The organism is Arcicella gelida, from assembly GCF_034931025.1.
Taxonomy (GTDB): domain Bacteria; phylum Bacteroidota; class Bacteroidia; order Cytophagales; family Spirosomataceae; genus Arcicella; species Arcicella gelida.
The window spans coordinates 49,177-55,478 of the sequence record NZ_JAYGIL010000039.1 but is presented as its reverse complement, the minus strand read 5'-3'; the positions used below and the strand labels follow the sequence as shown (position 1 = coordinate 55,478).

Annotated in this window: 5 protein-coding genes; 4 read left to right on the top strand and 1 reads right to left on the bottom strand. The window is 34.2% G+C overall.

The features are described 5' to 3' along the window. Nucleotides 1-1,118 (top strand): RagB/SusD family nutrient uptake outer membrane protein (locus tag VB776_RS21965; RefSeq protein WP_323699021.1); only part of this gene is annotated, 1,118 nt, incomplete at its 5' end. Nucleotides 1,119-1,233: 115 nt separating this feature from the next. Here the strand turns inward: VB776_RS21965 and VB776_RS21960 are convergent. Then, entirely contained in the window at nucleotides 1,234-1,494 is a 261-nt protein-coding gene (locus tag VB776_RS21960; protein ID WP_323699020.1) for a hypothetical protein, read from the bottom strand. Between the two features lie 628 nt (nucleotides 1,495-2,122). Between VB776_RS21960 and VB776_RS21955 the strand changes: the two genes are divergently transcribed. The 3 genes from VB776_RS21955 (at nucleotide 2,123) to VB776_RS21945 (ending at nucleotide 6,262) form a co-directional block, all read left to right on the top strand. Then, the gene (locus VB776_RS21955; protein WP_323699019.1) at nucleotides 2,123-3,769 is read left to right on the top strand and encodes an RNA-binding domain-containing protein; all 1,647 of its coding nucleotides are present in this window, start codon (nucleotides 2,123-2,125) and stop codon (nucleotides 3,767-3,769) included. A 566-nt stretch (nucleotides 3,770-4,335) separates the two neighbouring features. Continuing rightward, a complete protein-coding gene (locus VB776_RS21950; protein ID WP_323699018.1) occupies nucleotides 4,336-5,505 on the top strand; it encodes a replication initiation protein in 1,170 nt (389 codons plus the stop codon). Between the two features lie 19 nt (nucleotides 5,506-5,524). Continuing rightward, nucleotides 5,525-6,262, top strand: a complete 738-nt coding sequence (locus VB776_RS21945) for a ParA family protein (RefSeq protein WP_323699017.1) — start codon at nucleotides 5,525-5,527, stop codon at nucleotides 6,260-6,262. Nucleotides 6,263-6,302 lie beyond the last annotated feature (40 nt).

Sequence of the window (6,302 nt, the reverse complement as noted above, 5' to 3'; positions counted from 1 at the left end):
GCTATGTCTGGGCTAAAGACATCTACGAAGGACAGCAATGTCCGGGATGGAATAATGCCTATCAGAAAATTCTCTATGCCAATATGGTCTTGGAAAGCATGACTAAGCTTGAACGAAACCAAAAAAATGAAGTGCAATGGAACAGGATAAAGGGAACTGCTTTGTTTTGGAGGGCATGGCAGTTCTTTCAACTGGCTCAGATTTTCTGTGATGATTATCAGAAGCAGACGGCTAAGCAAAAAATGGGGATTCCAATTAGGTTGTCTTCCGACATCAATCAGCCTAATCGAAGAGCGAGTATTGAAGATACTTACAAACAAATTGTGCAGGATCTTACTGAGGCTGTTTCCTTGCTTCCTGCCATTTCAGAGGAGAAGACTCGTCCTTCTAAGCAAGCGGTGCATGCACTACTGGCTAGAACGTATTTACAAATGAAAGAATATGCACTGGCCAAAGAGCAGGCGGAGAAGTGTTTAGCAATCTCTGATGTATTAATAGCCTATAGTGAGGTGAATCGTAGTTTAAATTTTCCTTTTCCCTTGTATGCCCGTGGAAATACGGAGCAACCTTTGCTAGATGCCATGATTAGAACCCAGACATTTGCTTCTTTCCTAAAAATAGATACTACCTTATTACGCTCCTACGAAGCTGGAGATTTAAGAGTGGCTACTTATTTTTCAGTCTCAAATGGATATTATGTTTTTAAAGGTACTTACAATGGTTATGCCACCTACAATCCTTTTCCTGCCCTTGATGAAATCTATCTTATTAGTGCTGAATGTAATGAGAGACTAGAAAACCATGAGGATGCACTCAAGGACCTTAATCACTTGCTGATTCATCGCTATCAAAAAGGGGCTTATCAAACTAAAACCATGGAGAATACTAAAAACATCCTCACGGAGATTTTGAATGAAAGACGTAAGAGTTTAATCTTCAGAGGAGTAAGATGGAGTGACCTGAGAAGACTAAGAACTGAAGCTGCTTATGCAAAAACGATTGTTAGAGTACTGGGGAACAAAAGATATGAATTGTCCCCTCTTCAAGAGCATTTATATACTTGGCCTATTCCTGATAATGTGATTAATCTGGGGGGTATTGCTCAGAATGTAAGGTAAATATGATATCTGGTGCTTCAATTTTAGAAGCACCAGGTATTTTTTAATCGAACCCCATGATTGTACTTATCTAAGATTTTAGCAATATTACCTAGGGGTAAAATCACTTATTTTATCATTCTCTCTGTGCCGATTTTTTTAAGTATTGTTTCAAATTATCGCCAATACCTATCAATTGTTTTTGGGGGACTTGCTCTTCTTCTGTAAACAGATTTTGAAATTTCCTCTTGAGTGAATATAAGCTAACCTTGATATTTTTAAGCTTTCGCTTTTGTTTAATCTCTTCAAGTTGTATCTGGGAGAGTCTTGATGGAATAACACATTGCAAGGCTTCTTCTAGTCTAAATCGTCCTGATTGTTTACTTCCATTGGTCATTGGATTTTTTAGCTTGATGTGTAAAATTCTTTCTTCTGCAAAAGTGCTTGCACGTTAGTTTATGTATACATAATCTCCATCTTGCTTCACTACTCAAGTAGTGAAAAAATGTTTAATCCTTTACTAAATCAATACTGCTATCTCAATTCCTTAATCTTACACTAATTTTATACTAATCTTATACTAATTGGTCCTAAATTTTATATTAACTACCTTTTTTACACTAATCTTATACTAATTTGATATAAATTTTACATTATGAATCTTTTTGCTCGAATTCATATAAATATCATATCATCATCTCCATTTTAGGGGATAAAGCAGGTAAATGAGCTGTTAATCAAACAACCATCTAAGCCCTTTTTTCTAGCTTAGTAGCTACAAGGCTCATACATACTGCAAGCTATATCCTCTCAGTATTTACGCTATTCTTATCTCATTAAAATTCTTCCTACTTACTGGATGTTCTTTCATTGTTTCTTTGATGTCTTTGGTATTTTGTGCCTAAGCATTCATTTTTTTAATGTAGAATATATGTTCTAACTTTACAGTGATGATAAGCTTATATGGCTGTATATTAGTACATAATATTTTGTACTTTTCCGATAGTGCTAAAAAATATTAAAACATGTCAATACCCTTAAATATATCCATCATTCTACAAGGTAAAACAGTAGAGTCAGAACGATTAGAATTTAAAAAAAGCTGGAATCCAACTGCTATCATGCGAACTGTTGGAGCATTTGCTAATGATTTTGAAAATTTAGGAAGTGGATATATTGTTGTAGGTATTGAAGAGGAAAACGGTATGCCCAAGCGTCCTGTTTATGGTTTTCCAACAGAGGACTTCGACAAAGTGCAAAAGCAAATGCTAGGTTTTTGTAATTTAATTCGTCCTACCTATTTCCCTAAATTATCACTTGAAGAAATTGATGGAAAACATGTATTACTAATTTGGGTGAATGCTGGGAGTAATCGTCCTTATGAAGTACCCAAAGATGTACTTAGTAATCAAAAAGAATACGCTTATTTCATTCGTCGATTTTCAAGTACAGTACAAGCCAATACTGAAGAACGCAGAGAGCTAATCAATTTAACAGCTAACATTCCTTTCGACGACAGAGTAAACCACCGAGCAAATATCGCTGATATTTCATCTATTTTGATACAACAGCATCTTAAGGGTATTAATAGTCGACTTTATGAAGAATCGTTTCGGATTTCTCATTTAGAATTATGTCGTCAAATGAATCTGGTCGAAGGATCAGACGAGTACGTATTGCCAAAAAATGTGGCTTTAATGATGTTTAATCCTCATCCTGAGAAATTCTTTCCAGCTACTACCATTAATCTTACGGAATTTCCTGATGGTTTGGCAGGAGAAAGCTTCATTGAAAAGAATTTTGATGGGCCTATTCAACAACAATTAGTAGATGTATCAAGTTACATCAAAAATCAGGTTATCAAATCAAAAACGGTTAAGATAAAGGGAGAAGCCATCGCAAAATCTTTTTATAATTATCCATTTGCTGCGATAGAAGAAGCTTTAGCTAATGCTGTTTATCATAAAAATTATGAGATTAGAGAACCCATAGAAATACGAGTTCTTCCTGAAGCTCTTGAAATTATTAGTTATGGAGGCACTGACCCATCTATCCGTAAAGATGACCTTAATAATGGCGTTATTCGTGCAAGACGCTACAGAAATAGGCGTATTGGCGAATACTTAAAAGAACTTCGACTAACAGAAGGTAAAGGTACAGGCATTCCAACGATTAGAAAGGCCCTTGAAAACAATGGTTCACAACCTGCTTACTTTGATACAGATGGAGTCGATAGACGTTTTTTTATCGTTACTATTCCTGTTCATCCAGATTTTATTCCTTTAACAACAGTCCAAAGTAACCAAGATAAGCCAGAAAGTAACCAAGATAAGCCAGAAAGTAACCAAGATATACAGAAAAAGGAAAGTCAAGAATATAGTCTTCAAAAGCTAGAGAATGAGTTATTTATGCCAGAGCAAACTATCAAAAAATCTGTATTGATACGAATGCTAGAGGTATTGGAATATTGTGTTACAGCGAAATCGAAGGTAGAAATTCTACAACATATTTCCCTAAGTAAACAATCGAAGAATTTTCATCAATACTTGGAACCAATGATAAGTAAAGGACTTATTGAACGTACACAACCTGACAAGCCAACAAGTAAGCATCAAAAGTATTTTACCACAGCAAAAGGTAAAAGTTTATTTATCAATAATCACAATGTTTGAAGTTACTATAGAAATTGTATTCTATTTTACATAGTAACTTATCTTTGTATTTACTCCCTCCTATTTGGTTCATTTTATAAAGCTGTTCAAAATCTAACTACGAGAAAACCCCCGTCAGCATTTATTTTAATTATTTACATTTTAAAAAAATAAAAATCTAACTAATATTAGTAGTTATTCTATTATTAATACTATTATACTATTATAAAAAAACTTTCTTGTAAGTATTTATAAATCAAATGTTTACAAAATCAAACTACGAGGAAAACCCCGTCTAGCTACGAGGAAAACCCCGTCTAGCTACGAGGAAAACCCCGTTAACTACGAGGAAAACCCCGTCAACTACGAGGAAAACCCCGTCTAACTACGAGGAAAACCCCGTCAACTACGAGGAAAACCCCGTCAGTTTTTAAATGCTTAATTATCAATAGCCAGGATGATTATTTTGTGTAATTCTAGTGAATGTATTCCTATGAACTACGAGGAAAACCCCGTCAATTAAATTTATAATATTTTATTACGAGTACATTTGTGTTTTCTCGTAATAAAATATTATTTTTGAACCTATGAGACAGCAAAAGAAACCTACAATTCTAGAATCAGATATAACAGTTGCGCAACACAATGAGTTAGTAAAAGCAAGATTCAATATGTCGTTGATGGAAACTCGCCTATTCATCGCTTTATTAGGTCGCATCAATAAAGGCGATACAGATTTTTCTTTATGTAGAATTCCTATCTCAGAAGTTTCCTCAAATGTTGATGGAGGAAAAGCATATCAAGATGTTAAAGAAGCTGTTATCAAATTATCTAGTAAAGTTATTACAGTTGAGACTGTTGACCATAATGGTAAACGTGAAATTATCAGTGATCCGTTGATGGCTACTTGTCGTTATAAAGACGGCTCTGGTTTTATTGTTGCTCAGTTGAATAGCTTTGTAAAGCCCTATCTTTTGCAACTAAAAGGAAACTTTACTGTTGCAGAAATCAAAGTACTACTGCAACTACGTAGCTATTATTCATATCGAATTTATTGGTTACTGAAGTCATTTTCTTATAATTCAAATACCTTTAGCTTAAAGGTTGATGATTTAAAAACAATGATGGGAATTGAAGGACAGTATCCTAATTTTTATGATTTTAAAAAATGGGTATTACTGGTTTCGCAGCGTGAGTTAACTCAAACAGATATGGCTTTTTCTTTTAACGAAATAAAAGAAGGACGCTCTGTAAAACAAGTAGAGTTTATTATCAATAGACAGCTTTCATTACCAATGGAAGAAGAATTAAACTTGCCAAATCATCTTCAGAGTTTGCTTTCTGAAATTGGTGTGAGTCTAAATTCTATGCAAGAAATTAGCGAAATGCTCAATAGTGGAAAAATAGATGAAGATTATATTAACTATGTTATTAAAGAAGTAAGAGATAAAAAAAGTAAAGGAAGTATTAAGTCACTTTCAGGAGCTATTTACGCTGCCATTACAAAGCAACATTTAATGGAAGCATACATTAGCCAGAAAAATGATAAAATATATAAGCAACCAATTTCAACAAAAAGTAAAGAAGTCAGCCAACCAGTTGTTAAATTAAAAGTAAAAGAACAGGAAGAAGGATTTACGGCAATGTTAAAAAGGGGAGTAGCACCAGCAGAAGATTTTGACACTTATTTGGCATCTTTATTGGCTGAGGGATTTAGGTTAGAGCTTATAAATGGTGAGGAGTATTTAATTAAATAAAGACTAGTGTAAAAATTATATGAAAGTATTTTCAATTACCAATAATAAAGGCGGAACAGGGAAGACCACCACCACGCTGAATTTAGGGGCAGCTTTGGCACATAAAGGCTTCAAAGTGCTCTTGATTGACCTTGATGCCCAATGCAACCTTAGTATTGCCTTAGGGGTCAAGAATAACGCTAATCACATAGGGGAATTACTAGTAGGAGAGTCAACGTTCGAGCAAACTTTGATTAAAAAGGACAAGATGGATATTTTACCATCTAGTAGATTGCTTTTGAGTTTTGAATATAGAATTAATATGGAGCCAGACTCTGGTTATTTCTTACAAGAACAACTTGAAGGAAAAGATTATGATTACGTTTTGATTGACTGTCCACCAAGTTTAGGCTCTTTGACAGTGAATGCACTTGTAGCAAGCGATTATTTTATTGTACCCATTCAAGGAGAAAACTTTGCTTATGTTGGTTTAGATGAAATTTTGCAATTATGTGCTAAAATCAGAAAGCGAATGAATCCAAATATTCAATTAGGGGGGATTCTGTTGAATAAATTTGATATGCGAACAAAATTCAGTCAGATGATTTATACAAAATTGTCGGAAAATTCCGACATCAAACTTTATAAATCTAACATTCGTCAAGATGTATCTTTGATGGAATGTACAGCATTTGCACAAAGTATTTTCGAATACGCACCTGAGTCAAGAGGAGCAAACGATTATATGGTACTTTGTGAAGAAGTACTCAATCAGTAGGAGGGAAGCTCTCAGTAAAAGAAGTAGAAAATTTAGTAGT